A 25,417-nucleotide genomic window follows, 5' to 3' on the forward strand; every position below is an offset into this window, starting at 1 on the left:
ACTGAAACCTGCTAGAGTGACCGCATCAAATGCAGGTCAATCCGCATGGACTACATATTTATTATCAGTACACTTTTCGTCAAGGACTTTATTGAACTATGACAATAGACCTGAAGCCCTTCATCCGCTCTGGCCAGCCCAAATACCTGGCCATCGGCAACGCCCTCAGTGAAGCAATCAATGCCGGCGCATTGCAGCCTGGCAGCAAGCTGCCGACCCACCGAGAGCTGGCCGAGGTCCTGGGGGTTAGCGTGCAGACAGTGAGCAACGCCTACGCACATGCCGAAAAGCAGGGCGTCGTCTACGCCCAGGTGGGCAGCGGCACCTTCGTACGCAGCCGCCACGTCAGCCACGAATCGGACTACCTGTCCACCGACGAACACGATGACCCCAGCCGGGGCATCGACCTGTCCACCGCCCATCCAGTGTGCACGGCCCGCCATGTCAAGCTCTACCGCGAGGGCCTCGAACGTCTGTCCCGCGAGGGCCGCGATGATTTCATAACGTCCTTCCACCCGACCCAAGGCCTGACCCTGCACCGTGACGTGGTCTGCGCCTGGCTGGCCCAGCAGAGAATGCCGGCCAACCCCGATCACATGTTGTTCTGCAATGGCACCGCGCACGCCCTGACTATTGCCATGACGACGATACTCAAGCCAGGTGACACGGTACTCTGCGAACACGAGACGGGCATGCTGCTACTGGCCTTGGCGCAAACCCTGCACTTCAATCTCAAAGGCCTGGCCACAGACGACCAAGGTATTCTGCCCGAAGCGCTGGAGACCGCCTGCCGACAGGGGAGCGCGCGGGTGCTGTTCTGCACCCCGACCATGAACAACCCCAACAACAACACCATGAGCCTGGAACGACGTCAGGCGATCGCCGAGCTGGCCCGGCGCTACGACTTGACGGTGGTGGAGGACGACGTTTACGGCGCGCTGCAAACGGACCGCAGCCCACCACTGTCGGCGCTTATTCCGGAGCGCAGCTTCTACGCCACCAGCCTGACCAAGGTGACCTTGCCTGGCATGCGCGCCGGCTACCTGATCACCCCGCCACACCTAGTGCAGCAAGCCATAGGCCGACTTCGCAGTACTACCTGGATGGCCACCCTGATGCCCTTCGAGATCGCCAGCTGGTGGATGCAGGACGGCACCCTCGACCGCATGATCACCTTTCAGCAGCAGGAGTTTGCGGCACGCCAGCAGATGGCCTGCGAACTGCTCACCGCCTGCCGCTACAAGGCCCATCCCAACGGCATGCATATATGGGCCGAACTGCCGGCGCACTGGCAACCGGAAAAATTCGTCCGCCGGGCACGCCAAGAAGGCGTGATGATCTTTCCGGCGGAGCCGTTCCTAGCCACCGCCGATCGCAGCAACCCGTTCGTACGCATCAGCCTGGGCGCCGAACAGAGTCGCTCGCGCGTTCAGGCTGGACTGGCCACGCTGAATGGGCTGATGGAGGAGATACCTCCTCCCATGCACTTCGTGTTCTGAAATGACGCACAAAGCAGTTCATGCACCATGAAATAGCACATATGTACTGATTCAAATATTGAATTGACATGATTTTTTCACAGATGTACTGTCTGGCCTCCACAACAAAAAAAATGCCTGTCGCCGTGGCGGCAGGCTGGAGGTGGCAATGGCTTGGCTACATAAACTGGACTGGCTGCTGGAAAAGCTCGAGGCGTTTATCCTCGCCAGCGCGATCCTGCTGATGGCGCTAAACTCGGTCGGCAATGTATTTGGCCGTTATTTGTTCAACCAGAGCCTGTACTTCTCCGAGGAACTCAATCAGTTCCTGATCATCTTCGTCACCTTCATCGGTTGCAGCTATGCCGCGCGGCACAACCGCCACATCAGCATGAGCGCCTTCGTCGAGCAGTTGACTGGCAAGCCAGCCGCCGCCAGCCTCCTGCTGATCAATCTGCTTACCGCCGCCCTGCTGATGTGGCTGACCTGGGCATCCATTGGTTACGTGCAATCAGCCGCGCGCGTTGGCCGCGCCTCATCGGCGTTACAGTTGCCGCTGCATTACATCTACCTGGTCATTCCACTGGGCTTGGGTATGAGTGGCCTGCAGTTCCTGCGCCACGCCTTCATTCAGTTGCTGGTACTGCTCGGCTGCCGCGAAGCACCGCCGCGGCATGTCGACGTCCCCCTCCCCCCGCAAGCCTGAGTACGCACAGCATGGATATGACTACTGCTCTTCTGCTGATCATGCTGGTCCTGCTGCTGGCGGGCTTCCCAATGATGACAACCCTGTTGGCGGCCGCAGCGGCCGGCTTCCTGTTTTTCTTCAACATGGGGCCGGAGTTCCTAATCCAGCAGATGATCGCCGGCATCCGTCCGTCAGCCCTGGTGGCAGTACCGATGTTCATCCTTGCCGCCGACATCATTACTCGCGGGGCCACGGCCAATAGACTGCTGGATGTCGCCATGGCTTTCGTCGGCCACGTGCGGGGCGGCATGGCAGTCACCACCGCTCTGAGCTGCGCGATGTTCGGTGCCTTGTCCGGCTCGACCCAGGCGACCGTGGTCGGGGTGGGCAGCATCATGCGGCCGAAGATGCTGCAACAGGGGTACAAGGACAGCTTCGCCATGGCACTGATCATCAACGCCTCGGATATCGCCCTGCTGATTCCGCCGAGCATCGGCATGATCATCTACGGCGTGGTCTCGGGCACATCGGTGGCCGAACTGTTCATCGCTGGTATTGGCCCTGGCTTACTGCTGATGGTGCTGCTGGCTGGTTACTGCTACTTCTACGCGCGGCTGGCAGGCATTCCCCGCAGCGAGAAATTTAGCTGGCATGAGCGGCTGCGCACATGCCGTCGTGCCTTCCTGCCACTGCTGCTACCAGTGATGACCATCGGTGGCATCTACACCGGGGTCTTCAGCCCTACCGAGGCAGCTGCGGTGTCAGTGCTCTATGCGCTGATTCTGGAAGTGTTGATTTTTCGCCGGGTCAAGCTCAGTGACCTGTCGAGCATTGCAATGTCCACCGGGCTGATCACCGCCGTGGTGTTTATCCTGGTGGCCGCCGGCTCGGCCTTCTCTTGGGTAATATCCTTCGCTCAGATCCCCCAGCAGATCCTCAGCGGTATTGGTTTGATGCAGGCTTCGCCGACCGAACTGCTGATCATCATTTCGATCGCCTTCTTTATCGGTTGCATGTTTGTCGACCCGATTGTGGTAATGCTGATCCTCGTGCCGATCTTCGCCCCGGCGGTGCGCATGTCCGGCCTTGATCCGGTGCTGGTTGGCACCATCATCACCTTGCAGGCGGCCATCGGCTCGGCCACACCGCCTTTCGGCTGCGACATCTTCACCGCTATAGCGATATTTCGACGACCCTACTTCGACGTAATCCGTGGCAGCTTGCCGTTCTTCCTCATCTTGCTGCTGATGTCGGTACTACTCATCATGTTCCCTCCAATCACCTTGTTCCTGCGCGATCTGGCCTTTCGTTAGAACCCTGGAAAATCTTACGCTTCTGTCAGAAACATAGTTGCTAGAAGCTCGGTAAATAACTTCACCGAGCTATCCACGCTGTGGCATGCCCCGTCAGTCCATCGCGTGCTCTTGCAGCAGCCCGTCACTTAGCCACTGGCGCAGCCAGGTTACAGCTTGCAGCGGTGCTTGTTCGCCCAGCTCACTGAGCTGGGCGCAGAGTTCGGCAAAGGTCCACCCCTGTTCGGTCATACCCCGCAGCGCAGTGGCTTCATCTGCCGCCAGGCAACGGTAGCGGGTGATGAGCTGATCGCGCCAGACCACACAGGTTTCCACCTCAGCCAGTAACTGGCTGCCGGGGAAGTCGCCCCGCTCCTTGCTCGCGCGCCAGATCGCCAGGCTGTTATGTCGGCACGCCAGCCACTGCGCACTGGGCAACAGACGGACCTGCAGCGCCGGCCAGTCTTCGGCGGGCAGTTCGGCCATCTGCGCCAGGCTAAGGGGCTGGCCTTCCGGCGCATCGAACGCCAGGGTAAAGGCCCATTCCAGACGCGCCAACTCGCTGAGCGGAGCGGCCTGCGCGGGGATCAGGTAACCATCGATAAACGCCGCCAGCTTCGCACCGAGCCAACGCAGACTGAAATGCTGCGAGGGGTGCGCATTGAGATAGGCCAGGGCCAGGGCATCGAACTCCTCGTCGCCAAGCCAGCCATGCACCGCCGGATAATCACCACGCAAGGCCTCCAGCAGGCGCGCTCGGTAGGCGTTGTGGTAAATCGCCAACCCCTGTTCGGCACTCAGCACGGCGCTGCCCAGCAGGCTGGCCCGCAATTCCGGGTTGGGCTGGGTGTCGGGGTTCAGCAGGTAGGCCTGTACCTGCACCTGCCAGTCACTCAGGCGCATCGCGGCGCTCCATGCAGCGCTTGAGCGGCAAACCGGCGCGCGGTGTTCAGCTCGTCGAGCAGCACATCCAGGGCGGGATAGTGATCATCGCGCTCCAACAGCGTGGACACCGGCCCCAGGTGCTGCAGAGTGCGTTTATAGAGCTGCCAGACCGGGGCACTGACCGGCTGATCATGGGTGTCGATCAGGTAGCTACCGTAATCGCTGTGGCCCGCCAGGTGCAGCTGACGGATGCGCTGCTTGGGCAGGCTGCCGATAAATGCCCAGGCATCGAAACCATGGTTGCGTGCGCTGACATAGACATTGTTGACGTCCAGCAGCAGCTCACAGCCGCTGAGCTCGCACAGGGCGCTGAGAAACTGCCACTCGCTGAACTGGTCATCGGCGCAGCGCAGATAACTGGAAACGTTTTCCAGCACCAGCGGCCGCTCGATCACGTCCTGCACCTGGCGCACCCGTGCCGCTACATGCTGCAGGCTCTCCTCGGTGTAGGGCAACGGCAGTAGGTCATGCAGCTGGTGGGCATTGCCCCGGCTCCAGCATAGGTGATCGGAGATCCACGCCGGCTGCACCCGCGCGGCCAGGTGCTTGAGCTGGCGCAGGTAGTCGCGGTCGAGTTCATGCGGGCCGCCAATCGACAGCGACACGCCGTGCATCACCAGCGGGTACTGCTCGCCGATGGCATCGAGAAAGTAGAGAGCCTTGCCGCCCGCTACCAGGTAGTTTTCCGAGACGATCTCGAACCAGTCGATGGCCGGCTGCTGCTCAAGAATGGCTTGGTAATAGGTACTGCGCAGGCCCAAGCCAAAACCCAGATTGCCGCGTTGAGCATTCATCTCTGACTCCTTGCCTGTGATGCGGGGCCACCGCACAGCGGTCGCCCCAGCTCACTTACTCGCCGACAGTACCGCCTGCCGCATCGCACTCGGCCTTGGTCATGACCTTGAAGCCGTGACCCTTTGGCCTTTACAGCTGTTTTCGGCGGTCTTGCAGTCGTTCTGGCCTTTACAGGATGTGACGCCGTAGCAATGCACCTTGGCCTCTTCAGCCGCCACAACAGTGCCGGACATGCCTGCAAACATGGCAGCAGCAGCGAAAGCGATAGCAGCACCAGTAGCTGCGGTGGATTTCATCGTCATGTGCGTATCCTCGGGTGATCTGGGTTAGCCGGGCAAAGGTGTTTTGCGTGCCGGCATTCAACTAGATCGACGAGACGAGCTGGCGTTACAGCGAAGTTGAAAAATCACAGCTCAGTGTCTGTGCAACAGCCCTAAGAAGAGCCCCTACTAATAGCTGCCTTTCCAATGCCAAGGTCAGCAGAGTGCGCGCGACAATATCCAGTGACGCGGCGTATTAGCTACAACAGAAGTTCGGCCTCCGGTACGAGTTGGCCGACGCGTAAGCCGAAAACCACAAGCAGGGTACTCCCCTCACCTACCCCACCAAGTGACCTATAGGGCGGCGGCACGAAACTGGACATCCGACTACGCCACAGTAGGTTGCCATCCTGAAACCCTCGGGCTAGAGTGCGCCCGTCGTGGTCAATCCCACGGCCGGGCGTCAGAACCCGATCAATCGAGGGCGCGGTTGCGTCATAGCGAAGCGGTGAACACTTCAGTGTTTGCTATCGCTTTTCTATGGCAGGCCGTGCGGGGCAGGCTTTTGCCTGGCCGGTTCCCTCGGTTACCGGTTTCTGACCCCCGTACGGTCTGCCACCATACTGCGTCAGAACGGTTGGTGGCAGCTCCTTAATCAAACCGAGGAGCATAAGGAAAATGCGCTACCACCTTTTTACCCAAGGGCTCCGCCTTGGGCTGCCAGTCTTGCTGTCCACCTCCTTGCTGGAGGTGCGCCATGGCTGAGTTCGAATCCTGCGTTCTACCTTTTCCGCTGCAGCGAAGCCCGCTGCATGAGTCCGAACGCTCTCCCCTACGCTCTGAAGCTGCGGCTGAACTACGTGGCGTCATGCTCGGCAACCTGCTGGATCAACTGGCTGAACCTGATGGGCTGCAGCCGGCAGATCTGCGGGTGCGCATCGCTGCTTACTCCGCCCTAGATCTGCTCGACGAGATGGTCGTGCTTTATCGCCGAGCCCTCTCAGAAGTGCGAGGAGGTGCCAGATGAGCAAAGGCATCATGACCTGCCTGCCGCCACACGACGGCCACCCTGGCATGGAAATCACCTGGACGGCTGACTGCCGGCAGGCATTCAACCAAGGCGTCAAGCTGGCCCAGACCTGGCTCGACAACGCCCGTAGCGGCTGGCTCTGGGCAGTCATGATCGCCGAGCGCGATCTGCTGCCATGCGCGATGGAAAGGCGCGCCTTTGAGGTTGGATTCCTAAGCCGCATTCACCAGCGAATCTGTTCGCGGCAGTCCTGATAGTCGGCTGTAAGCCGACCTGACTCAACAGAAGGCTGAAATATAAATATTCCTTCACTTTTAATATAAAAGTGAAGGAATATTTATATTTTTCCACTAGCACCCACGAATCAAGAGAGCATAGATGCTATTATCTCTTCACCTTTTCTTCCTTTATGAAAGAATATTTTCCCATGGCAAAACGAACCGCCCCACTACTGCCGGCATCTGACCGGCTGCTCGAGGAATTGGGCGAGCGCCTGATGCTTGCGCGCAAGCGCCGCAAAATCACTGCCAAGCAGATGGCTGAGCGGGCCGGGATGTCCTTGCCGACACTCAGGTCTCTTGAGCAAGGCAGTGCAGGCGTGACCCTAGGCGCCTACATGGCCGTGCTGCAAGTGCTGGGGCTGGAAAAAGACCTCGCCCAGGTCGCGCTGAACGATGAACTGGGCCGCCACTTGCAGGACACGGCACTGTCGCCTGCAAAGTCCCGGGCCGCCAGGAGCCCAACGGCTGCTGCAAACCGCCCCGCCCCTCAACGACAGCCCCAGAACCCTACTGTACCAAGCTCGCTTAAGCTGGCAGACGCCAAATCTCAGCGTCCGCCGTCCAACGCTGGCAAACGGGCGACTTCCAAGGCACAACCGGCCGATAAGAAAATCATCACCGGTGCAGACCTGGCGGCTCAGTTGATGGGAGAACTCGATGGCTAGCCAGATATTAGTCTTCGCCGATTGGGCGGGGCTCGCTGGTCCACAGAAGCTTGGCACCCTGCATTGCTGGCGCACACGTGGCAGCGAGCGGTTCGAGTTCGAATTCGTCGATTCGGCACTAGCCGGCCTGGCACATCAGGCACTGCTTGACCCGAGACTCCAGCCCTTCGCTGGCCGCCAGTTCCCCGCACAAGGCACCGCGACCTTCGGCCTTTTCGCCGACGCCTCGCCAGACCACTGGGGGCGTTTGCTGATGCGACGCCGCCATGAACGAGATGTGCGAACTGGAGTGGCCGCAGAAGGCTCGAAGCTGTTCGAATCCGACTACCTGCTGGGCGTGCACGACAGCTTCCGTGTGGGCGCCATTCGCTTCAAGACTGATGTTAATGGCCCGTTTCTGGACGACCACCACGACACGGCCGCACCGCCGATGACCAGCATGCGCGAGCTTGAGGAGGCGTCCAGGCGCTTCGAGCAGGGCGAGGACATGAGCGACGGTCGGGACTGGCTGAGGATGCTGATAGCCCCCGGCGGCTCCTTGGGTGGTGCCCGGCCAAAGGCCAGCGTGGTAGATCCGGACAATGCCCTGTGGATCGCCAAGTTTCCCAGCAACAACGACGAACACGATGTCGGCGCCTGGGAGATGGTGGTCAATATCCTCGCAAACGCCTGCGGTCTGCGCGTGGCAGAGGCCACTGCGGGGAAGTACGCCAGCGACCATCACTGTTTCATGGTCAAACGCTTCGACCGCACCGCGACGGGCGAGCGGCTGCACTTCGCCTCAGCGATGACCATGACGGAGCACGTCGATGGCGAGGACCACTCAACTGGCGTCAGCTACCTGGAAATCGCCGAGGTACTGATGCGCCACGGTGCCACGCCAGAGGCAGACCTGCAGGAACTGTGGAAGCGGATCGTTTTCAACATGCTGGTCAGCAATACAGATGACCACTTGCGAAACCATGGTTTCATCCTCGTCCCGGACAAGGGCTGGCAGCTCTCCGCCGCCTACGACATGAATCCGGTGCCCTACGCCGATGGGCTGAAGCTCAACGTCTCCGAGTCCGACAACGCGCTCGACCTGGATCTGGCCCTGTCGGTGGCTGGTTACTTCCGACTCAAGCAGCAAGACGCTCTGGAGATCATCGAAGACTTTCGCACTAAGGTCCGACTGCTCTGGCGGCCTGCGGCCAAGAAGCTCGGGATCAGCGTCAAAGAGCAAGGCCAAATGGCCTCGGCATTTCGCCTCGCCGATTAAGTAGCAAGTACTTCTGGACGCCGTCACCACTGGTGACGCTACTACCTCATAGCAGGGGTTCTTGCCCCCCTCAAAATCAAGAAAAATAGACGGCTTCCACCCGGCCGCTGCGCTGGGTGGAGCCTCCGCGATTTTTCCTGATTTTTTCACGACCGCCTTAGTCGCCCTAGTCGGCAGGGGTTCATGCGCAGCGCAAGCGCAGAACCCTGAAGACGAAGGAGCGAAAGCTATGAGCGAAGAAATCAGGATCTACGTTGCCGACCTGGCCGCCTACAACGCCGGTCACCTGCATGGCGTCTGGATCGACGCCACCTTGGAGCTGGACGACATCCAGGCGCAGGTCAGTGCCATGCTGGCGGCCTCGCCGGTCGATGGTGCAGAGGAGTATGCCATCCACGATTTCGAGGGCTTCGATGGCTACCGCCTCGGCGAGTACGAGGGCCTCGAGAGCGCCCACGAGATCGCCTGCTTTATCGAGGAGTACCCCGAGTTCGGCGGCGCCCTGCTCGCTCACTTCAACGACCTGGAGCAGGCGCGTAAGGCGGCCGAGGAAGACTATTGCGGCTGCTACAGCTCGCTGGCCGACTACGCCCAAGAGCTGACCGAGGAAACCACCCGCATTCCGCCGCACCTGGCCATGTACATCGACTACCGCGCCATGGCCCGCGACATGGAGTACAGCGGCGACGTGTTCACCCTGGAGACCGGCTTCGAGCAGGTGCATGTGTTCTGGAATCGCTAAACCAGCAGAAGGCACCGGGGTGACCCGGTGCCTTGTTTTTTGCGCCCCTGTCCTGTCGGCCACCCGCGCGCCCCACCCGGAAGGCTGATGCACGGGCACGCGCACCCGGCGATCAGTCTGGAGCAGTCGGGCTCTGCGCCCCGCTGATTGAGACCGTTACGGTCTTACGGTTTTGCCCAAATCCGTCGATCCGTATCCACGGATTTACGGATTGGTGGGGAAGCGGATTTACGCTTTTACGGATTTACGGAAATCCGCCGATGCGGTTTTCCGGTTTTATGGAAAGCCGCAGCCCCGTGAATCCGTAGGGCTTCGCCAATGCGGCTTGGCGCGCTTGGGTGCCGCAGCCGGTGACGCGCGTAGATGGGCGTACCCGGTCAGCGTTCAGACCTTCCCGGCATCAATCCTCGCCCCTCCTGCCTGCGTATTCTCCCAGACTCAACCTGGCATGATCGAACGCGACGGCTGCCGCACGGTGCACCTCCCACGTCAACGGAGGACACACCATGTCGTACTCAACTGATCTTTCCCGCCAGCCGCATCGCATCGACCTCGACTCCCCGCTGTACCGCAAGGCCGGGCCAACGACGCATGCCATGCGGCCCGTAGGGGGCGCTATTGACGCGCAAGCGCCACAGGTCTGCCCTGCCCCTCGCTACCTCACCAACAACGAAGCCGCAGCCTTCCTGCGGCTGTCACCGCGCACGCTGGAGAAGCAACGGGTGATCGGCGGCGGGCCGCGCTTCCACAAGTTTGGCCGGCGGGTGATGTACGCCCTCGCCGATCTCGAGGCCTGGGCGGGTGAGCGCAGCTTCGAGACCACCTTCGATCCCGAGTACCTCGACCGCCACCCGGGAGCGCAGCGTGATGAGCAGTGAAGCCCTTGTCCATGAGCCGCAACTCTCAGGACTCGCCTGCCCAGTGTGGGCAACTGGATCTGTTCCGAGCGCTGCCGGGGGATATGGCGCCGCGCGACGCCCAGGACCTGATGGCGCATCCGTTCTTCTCGCTGGCCAAGTCGCGACGCACCGTGCCGATCGACTTTCGCTCGGGCGAGGTGACGGTCCGCGTGGAGGGCACGCTGGAGCATGGCATCGCCACGATCTGGGATGCCGACATCCTGATCTGGGCGGCCAGCCAGCTAGTCGAGGCCCGCGATGCGGGCATTCCCACTTCGCGGCTGATGCGTGCGACGCCCTACCAGATCCTGCGCTTCATCGGCCGCGGCACCTCGCTGCGCGACTACCAGCGCCTGAAGGCGGCGCTGGATCGGCTGCAGTCGACCAGCGTGGCCACCTCGATACGCGAGACCACTGGCCGACGCCTGCATCGTTTCTCCTGGATCAACGAGTGGAGGGAGCTGGCCGCGGCGGATGGTCGGCCACTGGGTATCGAGCTAATCCTGCCGGATTGGTTCTACAGCGGGGTGCTCGATCAGGCCCTGGTACTGACCATCGACCCGGCCTACTTCCGCCTCACCGGCGGGATCGAGCGCTGGCTGTATCGCCTGGTGCGCAAGCATGGCGGCAAGCAAAAAGACGGCTGGCAGTTCGACTTTCGCCACCTGTACCGCAAATCCGGCAGCTCGGCGCGCTACTCGGACTTCGCCCTCGACCTGCGTGCGCTGGTCGCCCGCCAGTCGCTGCCCGGGTATCGCCTGGAGGTCGTGCGCCTGTCCCGCTCGACCGAACTGCTGGCCTTTCGCGCCGTGCCGTAGACGGCACGGGGATAACTTCGGGAAAAGCTGTGAATCCCGACGTGCTTTCAGGCGCACGCCGGCCCGTGCTATCAGGAGCGCGGTGCACGTGCCTTCAGGCGCACAAACTCCTCTGCAAGCCACGGCTGGCGCGCCTTTCAGCCCTCTCTAACATTACTAACTTAAAAGCTCTAACTTGTTATTGGGGCAACGCCTGTGTGTGGACAGGTGCTGATCGGGGCAGTTTGGCCGGGGAGATCCGGCTATGATCGTCGCTCTGCTCAACCAGAAAGGCGGCGTGGGTAAGACCACCCTCGCCACCCATATCGCCGGCGAACTGGCCCTGCGCGGACAGAACGTCATCCTGCTCGATGCCGACCCACAGGGCTCGGCACTGGACTGGACACAACGGCGCAGCCAGCAGGGCTTGCCAAGACTGTTCAGCGCCGTGGGCCTGGCGCGCGAGACGCTGCATCAGGAAGCCCCTGAGCTCGCTCGTCGCGCCGATCACATCATCATCGACGGGCCACCGCGCATCGCCGCCCTCGCCCGCTCGGCGTTGCTGGCGGCGGATCGCGTATTGATCCCGGTGCAACCCAGCCCCTACGACCTGTGGGCCAGCGCGGAGATGGTCAACCTGATCCGCGAGGCGCAGGTGTTCAGGCCCACGCTGCGCGCGGCATTTGCCATCAACCGCCGCGTCAGCACCACGGTGATCGGCCGCGAAGCGCGCGGCGCCTTGGCCGACCAACCGCTACCGGCACTGCAGGCCGAAGTACGCCAGCGTATCGTCTTCGCTGAGAGCGTGGCAGCCGGTCGCCTGGCGCGTGAACTGGCGCCGGACAGCGCCGCCGCGCGCGAGGTCAGCACCCTGGTCGACGAGTTGCTGAGGTGGTCGCCATGAGTGGAAAACGCATCGGTATCGGTGCACGCCCACTGGCCGATCCACAGGCCGAAGCCTGGATACGTCAAGGCGCTGGAATCGACAACGGCAAGGTCGAGCGCTACAGCGCCCGGCTAACGCTGGACGTGACGCCGGCACTGCGCACGCGGATCAAGCTGGCGGCCTTCGACCGTGGCGTAACCATGGCAGAGATGCTGCGCGAACTGCTGGAGAAGCAGTTTCCGGAGGCTACGACATGACGCCGGGTGCTCTCGGCGTACGGTGGCCACTGGCGCTGCTCGCCTGCAGCTTGTTTGCCCTGTGTTGGGCGGCGCTCACAACGTCGCCACCGCGGCTGGTCTACAACGCGTCCGATAGCGTGCCCGTCGGCTGGTACCGCATTTCGCCAGCCAACTCGTTGGCGTCTGGCGACCTGGTGCTGGTTCGCCTGCCGCCGGAGGCAAGCTCGCTGGCGGCTCAGCGCGGCTACCTGCCGGCGAACGTGCCGCTGTTGAAGACAGTGGCGGCGATGGCGCCGCAGCGGGTATGCGTACAGGGCAGCCAGGTACGTATCGATGGTGACTTAGTGGCTAAGCGCTTGAGGTGGGATCGACAGGTTCGCGCGCTGCCAAACTGGCAAGCCTGTCGGCGCCTGGTTGGCGACGAGCTGTTCCTGCTCAACAGCAGCAATCCGGCGTCGTTCGACAGCCGCTACTTCGGCCCGTTGTCTGTCGATGCGGTGATCGGTCGGGCGCAGCCCTTGTGGCTGGAGTCGAGTCGATGAGCTGGCCGTTTCTGTGTCGATCCGTATGCCAAGTGCATGCCCTCGATGTTCGCACTCGCGGGCCACCTGGCTGCAGATAACTCTGCCCTTGCCTGCCGGTCAGGAGCTTTGGAAGTCGCCGTCCTGCCTCTCCTGATTACCCAACTCAGCAGCGCAAAGGCACGGAAAAAGCGGAGGGCAAGATAAAAGGGGGCGGCACTTCGTTGGCCCGGAAAGCAGTCTGCACGGGGGTTGGCGGCGACACAACGCCGGTGCCGCCAGGTGCCGAAATCGTGTTCGCCCCACAGCAACACTGGCTTAGAAGCGTGCCTGACACGCCGTACTGCGATCAACTTGGAGGACTCCAAACATGAGCAAGGGAAGCCGTCCGGATGACGAATTGCGCTTTCGCCCGCAGCCGGGCAAGCCGCAGCAACGCGGCCAACCCTTCGTCAACCAGGTGCTGCGCCAGGCCAACAAGGCCGGCACCAGCAAGCCGCGCAAGGCGGGCCACCAGCCCGGCGCTCGGCTAGGCCGCGGGCATGTCGCCGCTCGCTTCAGCACGCAGCAACTGCCGTCCAACGCCCGCCGCGTCACCATCAAAACGCGCCTGGTAAACCTGCGCCAGGCCGGCAAGCGCTCGACGCTCAGCCACCTACGCTACATCGAACGCGACAGCGTCAGTCGCGAGGGCGATCCGGGCCAAGCCTATGGGCCACTGACCGACCAGGCCGACCTCAATGCCTTTGAGGAGCGCGGCCGGGATGACCGCCACCAGTTTCGCTTCATCGTCTCGCCCGAGGATGCCGAGCAGCTCGACGACCTGCGCACCTACACCCGCCACCTGATGAGCCGGATGGAGGCCGATCTTGGCACCTGCCTCGACTGGGTAGCGGTCGACCACTGGAACACCGACAACCCGCACACCCATATCGTCCTGCGCGGCAAGGACGATACCGGCAAGGACCTGGTGATCGCCCGCGACTACATCGCCGAGGGCATGCGCAACCGCGCCTCGGAGCTGGCCACCGAATGGCTCGGTCCGCGCACCGAGCTGGAGATCCAGCAGAGCCTGCAGCGCGAGGTGCAGCAGGAGCGTTTCACCACTCTGGATCGCACCCTGTTGCGTGAACGCCAAGCTGGCGTGCTCAGCCTGAAGGGGCTCGCCAACCATCCGCGCCGACAGTTGCTGATCGGCCGCCTGCAGCAGTTGCAGAGGCTTGAGCTGGCTCGTGAGGTTCGGCCAGGACAATGGATCCTACGTGACGACATCGAAGTGACCCTGCGCGCCATGGGCGAGCGTGGCGATATCGTGCGAACGATGCAGCGGGCCATGGGTAGCGTGCAGCGCGAGCTGGCGGTATCTGAGCCGGGCAAGGATGGTTCTGTTGTGGTCGGCCGGATCGTCGCCAAGGGGCTGGACGACGAGCTGCATGATCGCGGCTATCTGGTGGTCGACGGACTCGACGGCAAGGCCCACTATCTGGCCCTGCCAGCCCACGCGGAACTGGCCGACTACCCCATCGGTGGCCTGGTGGAGACGCGCAGCCTGAGCGAGCCGCGCACAGTGGATAGGTCGATTACTGCGTTGGCTGCGGACGGCATTTATCGCAGCGATCACCACCTGGCCTTGGCACGATCACAGGCAGTCGAAGAACAGGATCCCGAGGCATTGGTCGAGCGCCATGTACGGCGCCTGGAAGTCCTGCGCCGGGCCGGTATCGTCGAACGGCTGGCCGAGGGCGTCTGGCGGGTGCCGGCCGATCTGCCCGAGCAAGGCCGGCAACATGATGCCCGCCGCCTGGGCGACGTCGCCGTCGAACTGCGCACGCCGCTGCCCCTCGAGCAACAGGTGCGTGCCGTCGGCGCGACCTGGCTGGATCAGCAGCTGATCGGCGGCAACCGCGAACTGGTCGACCAAGGTTTCGGCAAGGAGGTGCGCGAAGCATTGCGGCAGCGCGCGGACTTCCTGGTGGATCAGGGCCTGGCCGAACGCCAGGGCCAACGCGTGATACTCGCACGCAACCTGCTGGCCACCCTGCGCGGGCGGGAGCTGACCGCAACGGCACTTGAGATCTCGGCGCAGACGGGCATGCAGTACCGCCCGGCGGTTGAGGGCCAGCGCGTCAGCGGGATCTATCGGCGCAGCGTACAGTTGGCCAGCGGCCGTTATGCCCTGCTCGACGATGGCATCGGCTTCAGCCTGGTGCCGTGGAAGCCGGTGATCGAGCAGCGGCTCGGGCAAAGCGTGTCGGCGGTGATCCAGGGCAACAGCGCATCCTGGCAACTGGGTCGCCAGCGCGGGCCGTCGATTGGTTGAGCAACAGGCGCCGGGGCTTAGACCAGCGCCGGCTCCTGCTGCAGCCACTGCTCGAAGGATCGGCTTTGCGGCATGCCCTCCTTGGCCGCGTAGTAGACCAGGCGCAGGTGGCGATCCTCGTCGATGGTCAGCGTGGTGTGCTCGAACACCACCTGGCCGACCGCTTCGATGTGCAGGTGGCGTATCCCCTGGCACGGGCCGTGGATGTCCTGCTGCCGCCACCAGTCTCTGAAGTCTGGCGAGGCCTTCTCGAGGTCCCTCACTAGCGCGGCAATATCCGGATCCTGGGTCGCCCGCACGAAGTCGCGGCGGAAGCTGGAGAGGATCTGCAGCGCCTGCTCTTCCCAGGGATTGAACAGCGCATGCATGGCCGGGCTGGTGAACAGCATCCACAACAGGTTGCGGCGATCCGCCGGCAGCGCGGAGAAACCGAACACCCGATCTGCCGCAGCATTCCAGGCCAGCACATCCCAACGCAGATTGAGCACGTAGGCCGGACGTGACGGCAGATCCCCCATCAGCCGGTGAATCAGCGCCGGCACCGTGCACCAGGTCTTGCCCGGCTCTGGCGGCAGACGCTGGTGGGCGAGCAGGAACAGGTGGCGGCGCTCGGTGGCATCCAGCTTGAGCGTGCGAGAAAGGTTGTCGAGGAAGGTCGCGGACACGCTGATATCCCGTCCCTGTTCCAGCCAGGTGTACCAGGACAAACCCACCCCGGCCAGGGCCGCGACCTCCTCGCGGCGCAGCCCAGGCGTGCGCCGTCGACTACCGGCGGGCAGGCCCACCTCCTCCGGCGAAATGCGTTCGCGGCGACTACGCAGGAATTCGGCCAGCTCTACCCGAGTGCGTTCGGCTGTGCGGGGCGCGCTCATCCGGTTACCTCCAGTACTAGGATAAACAGTCAAATTGTAACCCCTATAAATCCCGAGAAGAATACCCCGACCTGGCCGCAAATGCCCGCGCCAGGGCTCTTGCTAGATGAGGAACCACACAGAGACGTGTCATCAACTCGCTAAGGAGATAAACGGATGTACCAAGCACTTCTTCGGGAACAACTGGAGACATTGAAGTCCTCCAACCAGTACCGCACCTTCACCACCCTCAGCCGCATCTGTGGCCAGTATCCATTGGCCAAGCTGGACGGTCGCGAGCAGGATCCGGTGGTGGTCTGGTGCAGCAATGACTACCTCGGCATGTCGCAGCACCCGGCCGTGCGCGAACAGATGCACGACGCGCTGGAGACCTACGGCGCCGGCTCCGGCGGCTCGCGCAATATCGGCGGCTCGCACGAGCTGTACGCCAGCCTGGAGGCGAGCCTGGCCGACTGGCACGACAAGGAAGCGGCACTGGTCTTCCCCACCGGCTTCGGCTCCAATGACGCCACCCTCCAGTGTCTGCTGCGGCGTATCCCCGATTGCGTAGTAATCAGTGACGAACTGAACCACGCCTCCATCGTCAACGGCATTCGCTCGACGCCCAACGAGCGCAAGATCTTCCGCCACAACGATGTCGCCCACCTCGAGCAGATCCTCGCCAGCTACCCGTTGGGTCAGCCGAAAATCGTGGTCTTCGAGTCGATCTACTCGATGGACGGGGACATTGCCCCTATCGCCGAAATCGTTGCGATCGCCAAGCGCTACAACGCCCTCACCCACCTCGACGAAGTGCACGCCGTGGGCATGTACGGCCCACGCGGCGCCGGTATAGCAGCCGAACTGGGCGTAGCCGATCAGGTGGACATCATCCAGGGCACCATGGCCAAGGCCCTCGGCGTAATCGGCGGCTATATCGCCTCGACCCAGGTGATCGTCGATGCCGTTCGGTCCTTCGCCACCGGTTTCATCTTCACCACCTCGCTGCCGCCAGCGATCACTGCAGGCTGCCTGGCCAGTGTCGAGCATCTCAAGGCCAGCCGCCTCGAGCGTGATCGCCTGCACAGCCAGACCGCCAAGCTGCGCGAGCGGCTCAAGCACTATGACGTGCCGGTGATGCCCTGCTCGCAGACACACGTGCTACCGGTGCTGGTAGGCGAGGCTAAGCGCTGCAAGGCGGCGGCCGAACGCCTGCTGCATACCCATGGCGTGTACCTGCAGCCAATCAACTACCCCTCGGTTCCGGTGGGCACCGAACGTTTTCGCGTCAATGCCACGCCGAACCACAGCGATGCGCAGATTGAGCACCTGGCGCTGTCGCTACGCGAGACCTTCGACCACTTCAGCATCCCGCTGGCGTCCGAGGTACTTGCTGCGGAGGTGGCCTGAGATGGAGCAGTCCTTCCTCACCGTGCGCCCGGCGAACTTGGCCGACTTGGCCGGCCTGGTGGAGCTGCGCGCGTATCTGCTGGACGGCACCACCGCCAGCTATTCGAGCAAGACGCCGGAGGACGCGGCGCGCTGGCGAGCGGCCTACCGCACCTGGCTGAGCAGCCGCCTGAGCGAGAGTGATTGTGTGCAGGTCCTCGCCGCCGAGCACAAGGAGTCCGGCCAGTTGCTGGGCTGTGCAACGGCCATCATCGATCAGCGCGCGCCGGCGCCGGGCTGCCTAAACGGCCTGTCCGGCTGGGTGCAATCGGTGGTGGTGGAGCCGCAGTGGCGGGGCCGCGGCATCGCCCGGCAGCTGATGCAGCACCTGCTGCGCTGGTTCGCCAACCGCGGCGTCGGCTGCGTGGTGCTGCAGAGTACCGAGGCCGCCGGCTCGCTGTACCAAGCTCTGGGCTTCGCCGTCAGCGACGAGCGCCTGCTGATTCGTCAGGAGGCCTCGGCATGAAGATCCTGATCATCGGCCTGGGCTACGCCGGCAACCGCTACCGCCGCGCCTTCGAGCATATCGCCACGAGCACCGGCCTGCCGCTGTCGCTGGCCTATGTCGGGCGCCGGCAGAAAGCGACCGAGCTGCCCTACTTCGACAGCGTCGGCCGGGCGCTGCAGGCGTTCGCGCCGGACATCGTGGTGGTCAGTGTCAACGACCACAGCCATGCGCCCGTGCTCAAGCAACTGGCCGGCTACCGGGGCTTCGTGCTCTGTGAGAAGCCATTGGTCACGCCCGGTGACGACCTGGACGAGCTGCTCGCCGCACTGGAGCAGGTCGGCGGCTTTGCCCTGGATCTGGTGGAACGCTACTCGGAGGCCAGCCGGCAGCTGCGCGAATGGGTCGAGCACCACGACTGGCAACTGGTGCGCGCCCACTTCCACTGGGGCAAGGATCGCATCAACGACTACCGCCCCACCTGCGGCGTGACCAGCGAGGTGATCCACGCCCTGGACCTGCTCGGCTGGATCTGCCCACGCGCCGGCCAGCCGCACCTGCAGGGCGTGCTCGGCGTGCGCTCGGACTTCTCGATCTCCGGCAGCGAGGTGCTCGACAGCGTGCTGCTCACCGCCCGCCTGGGCGAAGCAGCGGTCAGCGGCTACAGCAGCTTCGTCAACATCGTGCGTCAGCGCACCGTGGATTTCAGCTTCGTCGATCGCGACGCCAGGCTGATCCATGCACGCCTGGTGTTCGACACCCCGCGCTGGGATCACGACCAGCTGCGTATCTGGACGCGCGGCACCAACGGCGCCGAGGAGCTGCTGCACGAGTTCGCCACCGCCCCCGACGAGCCAGGCCTGGACACCCTGCACAAGCTCTCGCGGCTATGCCTGCAGGTGGTACGCGCCGTAGCGCTCAAGGAGCCGCCCCGCCAGCCCTTCGCCGGCCTCGATACAGCCGTGGCGTTGCAGCGCCTGCTCAACGACCTGGAAATCCACGCCCAAATCCCACCAGCGGCGCGCTACGTCCATGGCGAGACGCGCGTGCTGCTGGCCGAGGACAGCGACCTGGAAAGCCTCGGGTAACTCAATCACAAGGAGAACGACTATGTGTGGAATCGCTGGATGGCTGTCCTACAGCCAGAACCTCGAAACGCAACGCGACACCCTGCAGCGCATGACCGACACCATGGCCCTGCGCGGCCCGGATGCCGGCGGACTGTGGATCGACGGCCCGGTCGGCCTGGGCCATCGACGCCTGTCGATCATCGACCTGGAGGGCGGCCGCCAACCGATGACGGCTATGCACGGTGGCCCGCGCGAGGTCGCCGCCATCACCTACAGCGGCGAGGTCTACAACTTCCGCGAGCTGCGCACCGAGCTGCAGCGACTCGGTCACCGCTTCGAGACCCGCAGCGACACCGAGGTGGTGCTGCGTGCTTATGTCGAATGGGGCGAGGCCTTCGTCGAGCGGCTCAACGGCATGTATGCCTTCGCCATCTGGGACCTGCGCTCACAGGAGCTGCTGCTGATCCGTGACCGCATGGGCGTCAAGCCACTGTATTACTTCCCCACCGCAGATGGTGTGGTGTTCGGTTCCGAGCCCAAGGCGCTGCTGGCCAACCCGCTGGTACCGCGCAAAGTGCGCGCCGATGGCCTGCGCGAGATCCTGGAGATGGTGAAGACACCAGGCCATGCCGTGTTCGACGGCATGCGCGAGGTGATGCCGGGCGAGATCGTGCGTATCAACTGCCAGGGCCTGGGCCGCCGCCACTACTGGAAGCTGCAGGCGCGCGAGCACGAACACACGCTGGACGAGACCATCCGCCATACTCGCGACCTGCTGGAGGACATCGTCGACCGCCAGATCGTCGCCGACGTACCGCTCTGCAGCCTGCTCTCCGGCGGGCTGGATTCCTCGATCATCACCGCGCTGGCGTCGAAGAAGCTGCTCGCTGCCGGCAAGGAGAACATCCGCTCCTTCTCCGTCGACTTCGTCGACCATGGCAGCGGCTTCACCGGCGACGCCGTGCGCGGCACGCCGGATGCACCCTTCGTGCGCGATCTGGTGGAGAAGATTCGCTCCAGCCACCAGGAGATCGTCCTCGACAGTCACGAGCTGGCCGACACAGCATTGCGTGCGCAGATCGTCCGCGCCTTGGATCTGCCACCAGCATTCTGGGGCGACATGTGGCCGTCGCTCTACCGCCTGTTCCAGGAGGTGCGCAAGCACTCGACGGTGGCACTATCAGGCGAGAGCGCGGACGAGGTGTTCGGTGGCTACCGCTGGTTCCACGATCCGGAGGCGATCCAGGCCGACACCTTCCCTTGGCTGTCCTCGGTGACTGGCAAGTACTTCGACGGCAAGACCCTGTTCGACCCGGGCCTGCTGGCCCAGCTCGACATGCACAGCTTCCTGCGCGACAGCTACGCCCAGGCCCTTGCCGAAGCGCCGCTACTACCCGGCGAGAGTGCTGTCGACCAGCGCATGCGGCAGATGAGCTACGTCAACCTGACCCGCTTCGTGCAGACCCTGCTCGACCGCAAGGACCGCATGAGCATGGCCGTCGGCCTCGAGGTACGGGTGCCCTTCTGCGACCACCGCCTGGTCGAGTACGCCTTCAACATCCCCTGGGCGATGAAGGCCTTCGACGGGCGAGAGAAAAGCATCCTGCGCGCGGCGACCCGCGACCTGCTGCCCGAATCGATCAGCGAGCGGATCAAGAGCCCCTACCCCTCGACCCAGGACCCGGCCTACGAGCAGGCCCTGCGTGATGCCCTGGCCGCCATCCAGGCGGATCGCAACGCGCCGGTGACGCCCCTGCTCGACAGCGGCCGTATCCAGCAGACCCTGGCCAAGCCGCTCGGCAGCGTCTCACCCATGTACGAGCGCATGGGTATGGAGCTGGCGGTCGGCCTCAACACCTGGCTGAACGAGTACGACGTCAGCCTCGAACTCTAGTCCCCAACCGGATGTGGCCCCGGGGCGGGGCCGTATCCCTCCGCTGTACCACCCACGCGTTCCTGCAACGCAAGCGAGTCCGAGCATGCACACACCCAACCAATCATCCATCTACCTCATAGCACTAGGGGCCTTCGCCCTCGGCATGGCCTCCTATGTCACCGCCGGGCTGATCCCGATGATCGAGGCCTCGTTCGCGGTCTCCGTCGCGGTGGCCGCCCAGTTGGTCACCGCCTTCACCCTGGCCTACGGTCTGGGTTCGCCGATCTTCGTCGCCCTGACCCCGGCGCATCGTCAGCGCGCCGGCTTGTTGCTGGCCCTGGGCCTGTTCGTCATCGCCAACGCCGCCAGCGCACTGGCCGAGAGCTTCACCGCGCTGATGGTCTGGCGCGCTATCGCCGGTATCGGTGCCGGCGTCTACCTGGCCATGGGCATCGGCGCCTCGGCCGCGGTGTCCACTCCGGAACGCCGCGGCAAGGCCATCGCCATCATCATGGGCGGCATGGCCAGCGGCGTGGTGCTGGGCGTGCCGCTCAGCCTGCTGATCGCCGAACAGCTCGGCTGGCAGGCCGCCCTGTGGCTGGTGACCGTGCTTGGCCTGGTGGCCTTCTTCGGCCTGCTGCTGAAGCTCCCCTCCCTACCGGCAGCCACCGCCACCACGCTGGGCCAGAAGCTGGCGATCCTTGGCGACGGCCATGTGCTGGTCATCCTGCTGGTGTCGCTGCTGGCCGCCATCGCCAGCCTGGGCATGTACACCTTCATCGCCCCGCTGCTGGCTGACCCGGCCTACGGCGCGGTGCGCTCGGTCACCCCCTACCTGTGGGTCTGGGGTATCGGTGGCGTGCTGGGCAGTTTCTTGATCGGCCCGCTGGTGGATCGAATCAAGGGACCGGTGCTGACCTTCGCCATCATGCTGATCCTCGCCGTATCGCTGTTCGTGCTGCCGCTGGCCGCTGCACTCAGCACCTGGCTGGTGATGCTGCCCATCGCCCTGTGGGGCGCGGTCGGCTGGGCGCTGCAGGTACCGCAGAACAACGAGCTGATCCTGGCGCGCCAGGCCCAGGGCGACGGCAACCTGGCCATCGCCCTGAACGAGTCGGCGCTCTACCTGGGCAGCGCCATCGGTGCCGCGGCCGGCGGCTTCGTGCTGCTGTTGCAAATGCCCACCTGGACCCTGGCCGCCAGCGCCGGCGGTGTCGCCGCGCTGGGCGCCCTGCTGCAGATCGTCAACCTGCGTCGCCAGCCGAGCTGGAACGGCGACGTGCAAGCCGAACCCTACAACTGACGGAGGAAAGGCCGTGGAACTGCGCCACCTTCGCTGTTTCATCGCCGTCGCTGAAGAATTGCATTTCGCCCGCGCCGCCGCGCGCCTGCATATCGAACAGTCGCCCCTGTCGCGGATCATCAAGGAACTGGAGTACCGCCTGGGCGTCCAGTTGTTCGAGCGCACCACGCGGCGCACGCGCCTGACCTGGGCCGGCAAAGTGCTCTTGGAAGAAGCGCGCCGGGTGCTGGCCGTGGTCGACCAAGCCAAGGCCAGCGTCAAGAGTGCGGCTGCCGGGTATCGCGGGCGTATTCGCGTCGCGCTGTCCGATGGCATACCCCAGGCACGCCTGGCCGCCCTACTCGCCCAGTGCCGCGAGGAAGAACCCGAGGTAGAGATCTGCCTGTCGGAAGTCACCTTCAGCGAACAGGTCCGGGGCCTGAACGACGACCTTTTCGATATCGGGCTCGCACAGTCCGACGAGGTGGGCGAAGGGCTGGTAGCCGAGCCGGTCTGGTTCGATCCGCTCGTGGTGGCGGTGCCTGCCCGCCACCCGCTGCTGACCTATCGACGCGTACCACTCGACGAGGTGCTGCGCTACCCGCTGGTGCTTTGCGATCCGCAGGTCTGCGAAGGGTTCTGGCAACAGCTGCAGCGGGTGCTCGGCGCAGTGGATACGCGTCTGACCATCGCCGACCGCGTACCGACCCTGGACCTGATGATGGCGCTGGTGGCAGCAGGTTACGGCCTGGGTTTCTCCAGCCTGGCGCGTATCACCGAGCTCAACAACCCGGACGTCGTGGCCCGGCCGCTGGCCGGTTGCCCCGCGATGCTGACCACCTACCTGATTCGTCGCGAAGGCGAGCCGGCCGAGCAACTGGCGCGGTTTATCGGGCGGGTGAGCCCGGCGGAAAGCAAGGCGCTACTGCCTGATCACACATCCCACGAGGAGATCGCTTGATGAAGAAGATGTCACTGCTACTGACTGCCCTGCTGTTGAGCGCGTGCGAAAAGCCGATGCCGTTTGAGTCGGCTGAAGCGCTTGCAGAGAATCCCGAGCGGCTCAAGGAACTGCGGCTGCAGTGCCGGGACAGTCGAGCAAAATTGGGTGAGGCTCAGTGCAACGCCGTCAGCGATGCCCAGCGCATACGTTTTATGGGCAAAGGCACACCCTACACTCCTCACCCCGTCCAATTCTTCAGCTCGGACACTGACAATGGACGCTAGAAGCAGCGCCAGTGAAGTAGCCACAATCGATCTGCAGAATCAAATATGCTATATTTCGACCTACAGATTACACCGAGGGCTCTCCATGACAGCTGCTGCTATCCAAACTCAGGACTTCTCGAAAACCCAGTGCGCAGCCGGCCTTCGTGCCGCGCTGAATGTTCTGGACAAGTGGAAGGCCACCTGCGAGCAGGCTTGCCGGGTGCTGCGGATTTCCCGCAGCACCTACACCCGCGCTAGTCAGAAGGATTCGACGTGGGCGGTGAGCCTGGACTCCGATCAGATGCAGCGCATCAGTCTTGTGTTGAACATCCACGCAGCGCTGCGCGTTGTGTTCGACAACCCCGAGAACGTCTACGGCTTCCCCACGATGGAGAACCGCAACGAGTTCTTCAACGGCCGCAAGCCGCTCGACATCATGGCGCAGGGCGACATGATCTCGCTGTACGAGACATTCCGGCGGATCGACGCACTGCGAGGTGCCCAGTGGTGATGCTCGGAGACCTTCCCATGTTGGAAGGTGAAAGCCTGCAGGCATACCGTTTGGTCAACTCCAAATTTCCGCCCATTGCCCTGTTCGACGATGTCGCTGACGCCGAGGACTTCGAAGCCCTCTATCAGATCCAGGCGCTGACCAATCCACGGCTGCAGAACGAGATTGGTCGCCTGGAGCTGATTCCCCGCGACCAGATCCCGTTCGGCATACCCGGCTGCTCCTATGCGACAGCGCCCTTCACCCACGTGAACCCGGCCGGCTCGCGCTTCAGCAACGGCAACTACGGCGTGCTCTACTTGGCCGACAGGATGGACACCGCGATTGCCGAGGTGCGTCATCACCAGGAGCACTACTGGTCGAATGTGCCGGAGCTCAACTATGAGCGTTTCGTCTTCAGGGGGCTGACTGCCAGCTTCAGCGACAGCGGGATGAGGGACGCCACCGCACTGCCGCTTTCAGACCCCATCTATGCGCCGGACGACTACGCACACTCAAATCGATTGGGAAGCGAAGTGAAACGAGCGGGATACCCAGGCCTGCGCTACCACTCGGTTCGAGCCCCGGGCCACACCTGCTGGGCACTGATGACGCCGCGACCTGTTACATCGATCATCCAGGCCGCGCATTTCGAGATGATCTGGTGTGAGCAGATCATCAGCGTAAACCGCATTACAACCCTGATTGCCGAATAGCTCCGCCCCCTGATTGAAACACCACCCGAAATGAAATCCGTCACGAGCTTCAAGGCCAAAGACAGAAGGCACCAGCGGTTGCTGCATGTTCCTGGAGCACATGAGGAGGAGAATCAGGAAATATTCATCTTCGCCGTCAAGTTCTGCTGCATAAAGTCCAAGAACCTGCGCTGGAACAGCATCGTGTGCTCATGCGCGGCGTTCTCGGCTGCATCGGCATCACGAGCAGCGATTGCCTCAACGATCTCTTCATGATCGCGCCCCAGGCCAGACGAGCTGGCGGCGCTGATGATGAAGTCGAAATGCAGGTGCAGCAGGCGCTGACCTTCCCCCAGCAGCCGCTCGTAGTAGCTGGTCAGATAGGGGTTTCTGCCGGCCCGGGCGATCTCCAGATGCAGGGTTTTGTTCAGCTCGGTCATGGCTTGGAAGTCGCCCTTGGATATCGACGCCATATAGGCATCTTCGGCGGCGCGGATGCGCTGCATGTCGTCGTCCGTGCGCTGCAACGCCGCGAGCCGGGTGACCGCGCGCTGGATCAGGTCGAGGGCGGCGACGTAGTTGGGAAATTCTTCTATCTCGAACGGCGTAACCAGAGTGGTGCGGTTCGGCAAGATGGTCACCAGCCCCTCGGTGATCAAGCGCGCCAGGGCGTCTCGCACCGGTGAGCGGGACAGGCCGAACTGGGCGGCCAGCGACACCTCGTCCAGCGGCGAGCCGGGCTTGAGCTTCAGGGTGAGAATCTGCTTGCGCAGCTCTTCGTAGATGTAGCGTCCGCCATGGCGGCGCCCGTTGCATTCCGCTTCTACTGCATCGTTGCTCATCGCTGGTTCCTGCCATTACCTGTTGCCCGACTGCGCGGCGGGCGAATGCCGCCAAGAGTAACGCAAGGCCGCCGCGCCAGACCATCGGCTTGGCGCAGCGGCCGTGCCCCTA

27 protein-coding genes and 1 pseudogene are annotated in these 25,417 nt (G+C 63.4%); 23 read left to right on the forward strand and 5 right to left on the reverse strand.

Features of this window, described 5'->3' with window-relative positions; translation table 11 throughout:
• Positions 1–98: 98 nt before the first annotated feature.
• From ACIGKL_RS01595 to ACIGKL_RS01605, 3 genes are all read left to right on the forward strand, one after another.
• Positions 99–1,499 (forward strand): PLP-dependent aminotransferase family protein, encoded by a 1,401-nt coding sequence (locus ACIGKL_RS01595; protein ID WP_397484986.1) that lies wholly within the window; start codon positions 99–101, stop codon positions 1,497–1,499.
• 148 nt (positions 1,500–1,647) lie between these two features.
• Positions 1,648–2,184 (forward strand): TRAP transporter small permease, encoded by a 537-nt coding sequence (locus tag ACIGKL_RS01600; protein ID WP_397486230.1) that lies wholly within the window; start codon positions 1,648–1,650, stop codon positions 2,182–2,184.
• A gap of 17 nt (positions 2,185–2,201) precedes the next feature.
• Positions 2,202–3,479: a TRAP transporter large permease gene (locus ACIGKL_RS01605; RefSeq protein ID WP_036992045.1), complete on the forward strand. Its 1,278-nt coding sequence runs from the start codon at positions 2,202–2,204 to the stop codon at positions 3,477–3,479.
• 93 nt (positions 3,480–3,572) lie between these two features.
• On the opposite strand, the gene ACIGKL_RS01610 is transcribed toward ACIGKL_RS01605, so the two are convergent.
• From ACIGKL_RS01610 to ACIGKL_RS01620, 3 genes and pseudogenes are all read right to left on the reverse strand, one after another.
• Positions 3,573–4,361, reverse strand: a complete 789-nt coding sequence (locus tag ACIGKL_RS01610; RefSeq protein ID WP_397484987.1) for a DUF2063 domain-containing protein — start codon at positions 4,359–4,361, stop codon at positions 3,573–3,575.
• Positions 4,352–5,197, reverse strand: a complete 846-nt coding sequence (locus ACIGKL_RS01615; protein WP_397484988.1) for a DUF692 domain-containing protein — start codon at positions 5,195–5,197, stop codon at positions 4,352–4,354. Before ACIGKL_RS01615 ends, ACIGKL_RS01610 begins: the two co-directional genes overlap by 10 nt.
• A gap of 55 nt (positions 5,198–5,252) precedes the next feature.
• Positions 5,253–5,500 (reverse strand): annotated as a pseudogene (locus tag ACIGKL_RS01620) (hypothetical protein).
• 715 nt (positions 5,501–6,215) lie between these two features.
• Here ACIGKL_RS01620 and ACIGKL_RS01625 point away from each other — a divergent pair.
• The 11 genes from ACIGKL_RS01625 (at position 6,216) to ACIGKL_RS01675 (ending at position 15,096) form a co-directional block, all read left to right on the forward strand.
• Positions 6,216–6,485 (forward strand): hypothetical protein, encoded by a 270-nt coding sequence (locus tag ACIGKL_RS01625; protein ID WP_397484989.1) that lies wholly within the window; start codon positions 6,216–6,218, stop codon positions 6,483–6,485.
• Entirely contained in the window at positions 6,482–6,742 is a 261-nt protein-coding gene (locus ACIGKL_RS01630) for a LasR-specific antiactivator QslA (RefSeq protein ID WP_397484990.1), read from the forward strand. Before ACIGKL_RS01625 ends, ACIGKL_RS01630 begins: the two co-directional genes overlap by 4 nt.
• A gap of 173 nt (positions 6,743–6,915) precedes the next feature.
• Complete coding sequence (locus ACIGKL_RS01635) at positions 6,916–7,434, forward strand: helix-turn-helix domain-containing protein (protein WP_397484991.1); 519 nt, start codon at positions 6,916–6,918, stop codon at positions 7,432–7,434.
• Complete coding sequence (locus tag ACIGKL_RS01640) at positions 7,427–8,692, forward strand: type II toxin-antitoxin system HipA family toxin (protein WP_397484992.1); 1,266 nt, start codon at positions 7,427–7,429, stop codon at positions 8,690–8,692. Before ACIGKL_RS01635 ends, ACIGKL_RS01640 begins: the two co-directional genes overlap by 8 nt.
• 229 nt (positions 8,693–8,921) lie before the next feature.
• Positions 8,922–9,434, forward strand: coding sequence for an antirestriction protein ArdA (locus tag ACIGKL_RS01645; RefSeq protein ID WP_397484993.1), 513 nt, complete (start codon positions 8,922–8,924; stop codon positions 9,432–9,434).
• A 596-nt stretch (positions 9,435–10,030) separates the two neighbouring features.
• Complete coding sequence (locus tag ACIGKL_RS01650; protein ID WP_397486231.1) at positions 10,031–10,312, forward strand: helix-turn-helix transcriptional regulator; 282 nt, start codon at positions 10,031–10,033, stop codon at positions 10,310–10,312.
• An 11-nt stretch (positions 10,313–10,323) separates the two neighbouring features.
• Positions 10,324–11,151 carry a replication initiator protein A gene (locus tag ACIGKL_RS01655; RefSeq protein WP_397484994.1) on the forward strand — a complete coding sequence of 276 codons (828 nt, stop codon included), beginning with the start codon at positions 10,324–10,326 and terminating at the stop codon, positions 11,149–11,151.
• Between the two features lie 244 nt (positions 11,152–11,395).
• Positions 11,396–12,034 (forward strand): ParA family partition ATPase, encoded by a 639-nt coding sequence (gene parA / locus ACIGKL_RS01660; RefSeq protein WP_179572894.1) that lies wholly within the window; start codon positions 11,396–11,398, stop codon positions 12,032–12,034.
• Entirely contained in the window at positions 12,031–12,273 is a 243-nt protein-coding gene (locus ACIGKL_RS01665) for a hypothetical protein (RefSeq protein ID WP_179572893.1), read from the forward strand. The genes parA and ACIGKL_RS01665 overlap by 4 nt, the downstream gene beginning before the upstream one ends.
• The gene (locus ACIGKL_RS01670; protein ID WP_397484995.1) at positions 12,270–12,797 is read left to right on the forward strand and encodes a S26 family signal peptidase; all 528 of its coding nucleotides are present in this window, start codon (positions 12,270–12,272) and stop codon (positions 12,795–12,797) included. Before ACIGKL_RS01665 ends, ACIGKL_RS01670 begins: the two co-directional genes overlap by 4 nt.
• A 349-nt stretch (positions 12,798–13,146) precedes the next feature.
• Positions 13,147–15,096, forward strand: coding sequence for a DUF3363 domain-containing protein (locus ACIGKL_RS01675; protein ID WP_397484996.1), 1,950 nt, complete (start codon positions 13,147–13,149; stop codon positions 15,094–15,096).
• Between the two features lie 17 nt (positions 15,097–15,113).
• Here the strand turns inward: ACIGKL_RS01675 and ACIGKL_RS01680 are convergent, their stop codons facing one another.
• On the reverse strand, positions 15,114–15,968 hold the full coding sequence (locus ACIGKL_RS01680; RefSeq protein ID WP_397484997.1) for a helix-turn-helix transcriptional regulator: 855 nt from the start codon (positions 15,966–15,968) through the stop codon (positions 15,114–15,116).
• A 156-nt stretch (positions 15,969–16,124) separates the two neighbouring features.
• On the opposite strand from ACIGKL_RS01680, the gene hemA reads away from it, so the two are divergent.
• The 9 genes from hemA (at position 16,125) to ACIGKL_RS01725 (ending at position 24,484) form a co-directional block, all read left to right on the forward strand.
• On the forward strand, positions 16,125–17,357 hold the full coding sequence (gene hemA / locus ACIGKL_RS01685) for a 5-aminolevulinate synthase (protein ID WP_397484998.1): 1,233 nt from the start codon (positions 16,125–16,127) through the stop codon (positions 17,355–17,357).
• A gap of 1 nt (position 17,358) precedes the next feature.
• Positions 17,359–17,862 carry a GNAT family N-acetyltransferase gene (locus ACIGKL_RS01690; RefSeq protein WP_397484999.1) on the forward strand — a complete coding sequence of 168 codons (504 nt, stop codon included), beginning with the start codon at positions 17,359–17,361 and terminating at the stop codon, positions 17,860–17,862.
• A complete protein-coding gene (locus ACIGKL_RS01695; protein WP_397485000.1) occupies positions 17,859–18,929 on the forward strand; it encodes a Gfo/Idh/MocA family oxidoreductase in 1,071 nt (356 codons plus the stop codon). Before ACIGKL_RS01690 ends, ACIGKL_RS01695 begins: the two co-directional genes overlap by 4 nt.
• A gap of 22 nt (positions 18,930–18,951) precedes the next feature.
• Complete coding sequence (asnB, locus tag ACIGKL_RS01700; RefSeq protein WP_397485001.1) at positions 18,952–20,805, forward strand: asparagine synthase (glutamine-hydrolyzing); 1,854 nt, start codon at positions 18,952–18,954, stop codon at positions 20,803–20,805.
• A gap of 85 nt (positions 20,806–20,890) precedes the next feature.
• A complete protein-coding gene (locus ACIGKL_RS01705; RefSeq protein ID WP_397485002.1) occupies positions 20,891–22,090 on the forward strand; it encodes an MFS transporter in 1,200 nt (399 codons plus the stop codon).
• A gap of 13 nt (positions 22,091–22,103) precedes the next feature.
• Complete coding sequence (locus tag ACIGKL_RS01710; RefSeq protein WP_397485003.1) at positions 22,104–23,030, forward strand: LysR family transcriptional regulator; 927 nt, start codon at positions 22,104–22,106, stop codon at positions 23,028–23,030.
• A complete protein-coding gene (locus tag ACIGKL_RS01715) occupies positions 23,030–23,296 on the forward strand; it encodes an EexN family lipoprotein (RefSeq protein ID WP_183894604.1) in 267 nt (88 codons plus the stop codon). The genes ACIGKL_RS01710 and ACIGKL_RS01715 overlap by 1 nt, the downstream gene beginning before the upstream one ends.
• A gap of 85 nt (positions 23,297–23,381) precedes the next feature.
• Entirely contained in the window at positions 23,382–23,789 is a 408-nt protein-coding gene (locus ACIGKL_RS01720) for an antitoxin Xre-like helix-turn-helix domain-containing protein (RefSeq protein WP_397485004.1), read from the forward strand.
• The gene (locus ACIGKL_RS01725; protein WP_397486232.1) at positions 23,789–24,484 is read left to right on the forward strand and encodes an RES family NAD+ phosphorylase; all 696 of its coding nucleotides are present in this window, start codon (positions 23,789–23,791) and stop codon (positions 24,482–24,484) included. Before ACIGKL_RS01720 ends, ACIGKL_RS01725 begins: the two co-directional genes overlap by 1 nt.
• Positions 24,485–24,597: 113 nt before the next feature.
• On the opposite strand, the gene ACIGKL_RS01730 is transcribed toward ACIGKL_RS01725, so the two are convergent.
• Positions 24,598–25,305 (reverse strand): GntR family transcriptional regulator, encoded by a 708-nt coding sequence (locus tag ACIGKL_RS01730; protein WP_397485005.1) that lies wholly within the window; start codon positions 25,303–25,305, stop codon positions 24,598–24,600.
• Between the last annotated feature and the right edge of the window lie 112 nt (positions 25,306–25,417).

Origin of the sequence: Pseudomonas sp. NPDC077186, assembly GCF_044543505.1 — a bacterium.
Taxonomy (GTDB): domain Bacteria; phylum Pseudomonadota; class Gammaproteobacteria; order Pseudomonadales; family Pseudomonadaceae; genus Aquipseudomonas.